This is a genomic window from Devosia sp. (assembly GCF_036676215.1).
Classification (GTDB): domain Bacteria; phylum Pseudomonadota; class Alphaproteobacteria; order Rhizobiales; family Devosiaceae; genus Devosia.
Genome location: NZ_JAKFDJ010000188.1, coordinates 1 through 2,402, shown reverse-complemented (window position 1 = coordinate 2,402; position 2,402 = coordinate 1). Strand labels below are relative to the sequence as shown.

General features: G+C 61.4%; 1 protein-coding gene and 2 pseudogenes. 2 read left to right on the top strand and 1 reads right to left on the bottom strand.

The annotated features are described in order from the left end of the window. Nucleotides 1-383, top strand: a pseudogene (locus V6M52_RS15330) (hypothetical protein); the annotation flags it as partial. Here V6M52_RS15330 and V6M52_RS15325 read toward each other — a convergent pair. Continuing rightward, a pseudogene (locus tag V6M52_RS15325) lies at nucleotides 311-637 on the bottom strand (sulfatase-like hydrolase/transferase); the annotation flags it as partial. The pseudogenes V6M52_RS15330 and V6M52_RS15325 sit on opposite strands and share 73 nt — an antisense overlap. Nucleotides 638-768: 131 nt before the next feature. On the opposite strand from V6M52_RS15325, the gene V6M52_RS15320 reads away from it, so the two are divergent. Continuing rightward, a complete protein-coding gene (locus tag V6M52_RS15320; protein WP_332687821.1) occupies nucleotides 769-2,112 on the top strand; it encodes an ISNCY family transposase in 1,344 nt (447 codons plus the stop codon). Nucleotides 2,113-2,402 lie beyond the last annotated feature (290 nt).

Genomic DNA, 2,402 nt, shown 5'->3' with positions numbered 1-2,402 from the left:
GCCGCCGCCGCGAGGGCGAGAGCGTCTTCAAGCGCGCGACGGCGGCCGTCTTCTATTGGGTCATGCACACCTTCGTCCACCGGGAACTGCCGCTCAACGTCGGCGACTTCCGGCTGATGACCAGGGAGTCGACCGAGGCGCTCGGCCACCTGCGAGAAGGGCATCGGTTCCTCCGAGGCATGGTGGCCTGGCTGGGGTTCAGCCAGACGGAGGTGCTCTTCGACCGACCGGCCCGAGCCGCGGGCAAGACCAAATACTCCGCCCGGAAAATGTTCAGGTTCGCCTGGGATGCGATGTTGTCTTTCTCGAGCATGCCGCTGCGGTTGGGAATTCGCCCCGTGATCATCGCTGCGCGGCCAGGTGTACAACTCGGCTGCGCGTAGAAGTTAAAAAACGTCATGCCACTGTCTGCCAACTTGTCGATATTTGGCGTCGGCATCCCGCGTCCTTCGCCACCGCCATACGGTCCAAGATCGCCAAAACCCGTGTCATCGGAGACGATCATGAGAATGTTCGGCTTAGCAGATTGGGGCGTTTGGGCAGTCGCCGACCCCCAAGGGATGGCGGCGAACGTAAACGCAGCAGCGGCTGTCGCGAGCAGCTTCGCTCGAGCTCCAGCGCCTAGCCTAGTGCCCATCCACAAACGGTAAACCGCTGAAATTATTGGAGGAATCGCGATATTGCCGCGGGCAAAGCCCGGCGGTTTCAGGTATACTTTAGATCAAGCTACTGATTCTAAAGACAAACCCGTCACCGCCGGAGCCGACAATGCGCCAAGAACGCACCGTCCAATCCAGTATATTCGATCTTTTTGCCGGGCACGAGATCAGCCGTGAATTGAAAGCCATGTCTCAGTGGCTGGATGAGCATGGCGAGGTGCTGAGCCAGGTGACGCAGGATCTGCGCCGACACGGCATCAAGGAAACCGGCCGCGAGGGCCTGCCGACGGAGGCGGTGCTGCGCTGCGCGCTACTCAAGCAATATCGCCAGTTGAGCTATCAGGAGCTGGCGTTCCATCTGGAAGACTCCGCCTCGTTCCGGGCTTTTGCCCGGCTGCCGTGGGGCTGGAGCCCGAAAAAGTCGGTCTTGCACAAGACGATCAGCGCGATCCGGGCGCAAACCTTTGAAGAGATCAACCGGGTGCTGCTGGCGAGCGCCCTGCAGGAGAAGCTCGAAAGTGGCAAGGTCGTGCGTGTGGACAGCACCGTCACCGCCGCACTGATCCATGAGCCGAGCGACAGCAGCCTGTTATGGGACGCCGTGCGGGTGATGGTGCGGCTGTTGCAGCAGGGCGATGCACTGGGGAGCGCCATCCCATGGCACGACCACCGCCGCGCGGCAAAGAAGCGGGCTCGGGCGATCGAATATACCCGCGGTCGCCCGAAACGGGTGAAGCACTACCGCGAACTGCTCAAGATCACGCGCACGACCTTGAGTTATCTGCAGCAGGCGAGTGAACAGTTGCCCCTGACGGCGGGCCCGGCCGGCGAACCGTGGCAGACCCAGCTCCGCCACTATAAGCCGCTGATCGAGCGGATCATCGCCCAGACCGAACGGCGGGTCCTGGCCGGCGAGCCGGTGCCGGCTGGCGAGAAGCTGGTGAGCCTGTTCGAGCCGCATGCCGACATCATCGTCAAAGGCAGCCGCGACGTCGACTACGGCCACAAACTCAATCTGACCACCGGCAGAAGCGGACTAGTCCTCGACCTCGTCGTCGAAACCGGCAACCCGGCCGACAGCGAGCGCTTGCTGCCGATGCTGGAACGCCACATCGCCTTTTATGGCCAGGCGCCGCGTCAGGCGGCGGCCGACGGCGGCTATGCCAGCCGCGATAATTTGAGCCGAGCCAAAGCCTGTGGCATCCGCGACATGGCCTTCCACAAGAAGTGCGGCCTCAAGATCGAAGACATGGTCAAGAGCCGTTGGGTCTATCGCAAGCTCAGAAACTTCCGCGCTGGCATCGAGGCCGGCATCTCATGTCTGAAGCGCGCTTATGGCTTGGGGCGCTGCACCTGGCGCGGGCTCGACCACTTTAAGGCTTATGTCTGGTCCTCGGTGGTCGCTTACAATCTCGCCCTCCTTGCCCGCCTCAGGCCGACCTTACGCTCCTGATCCGGTAGCGTTCAGAGCAAGCCCGGCGAGCGTCGGCCGATACCCCATGATCCCATTGCCGCCAGATCGCTCTTCGGGCCATAACCTGCGCGGCCTTGTGCCATCACGCGTCCCAAGAAACGATGGCAGCCGGCAAACAACCTTTCAAAACCGCAGAAAAACAGGCGTTTATGGACGGGCACTAGCTAGTTCAACTCTGGTCGCCCCGCAACAAGCGTCAAGAATTTTCCGATACGCTAAATATTGACCGTATCGGAAAATAATTTTACCAATGCCTATGCGCTCAGGAC

Bases quoted from the DNA above. Each gene is read 5' to 3' on its own strand.
- V6M52_RS15320 (WP_332687821.1), top strand. From the start codon at position 769: ATGCGCCAAGAACGCACCGTCCAATCCAGTATATTCGATCTTTTTGCC.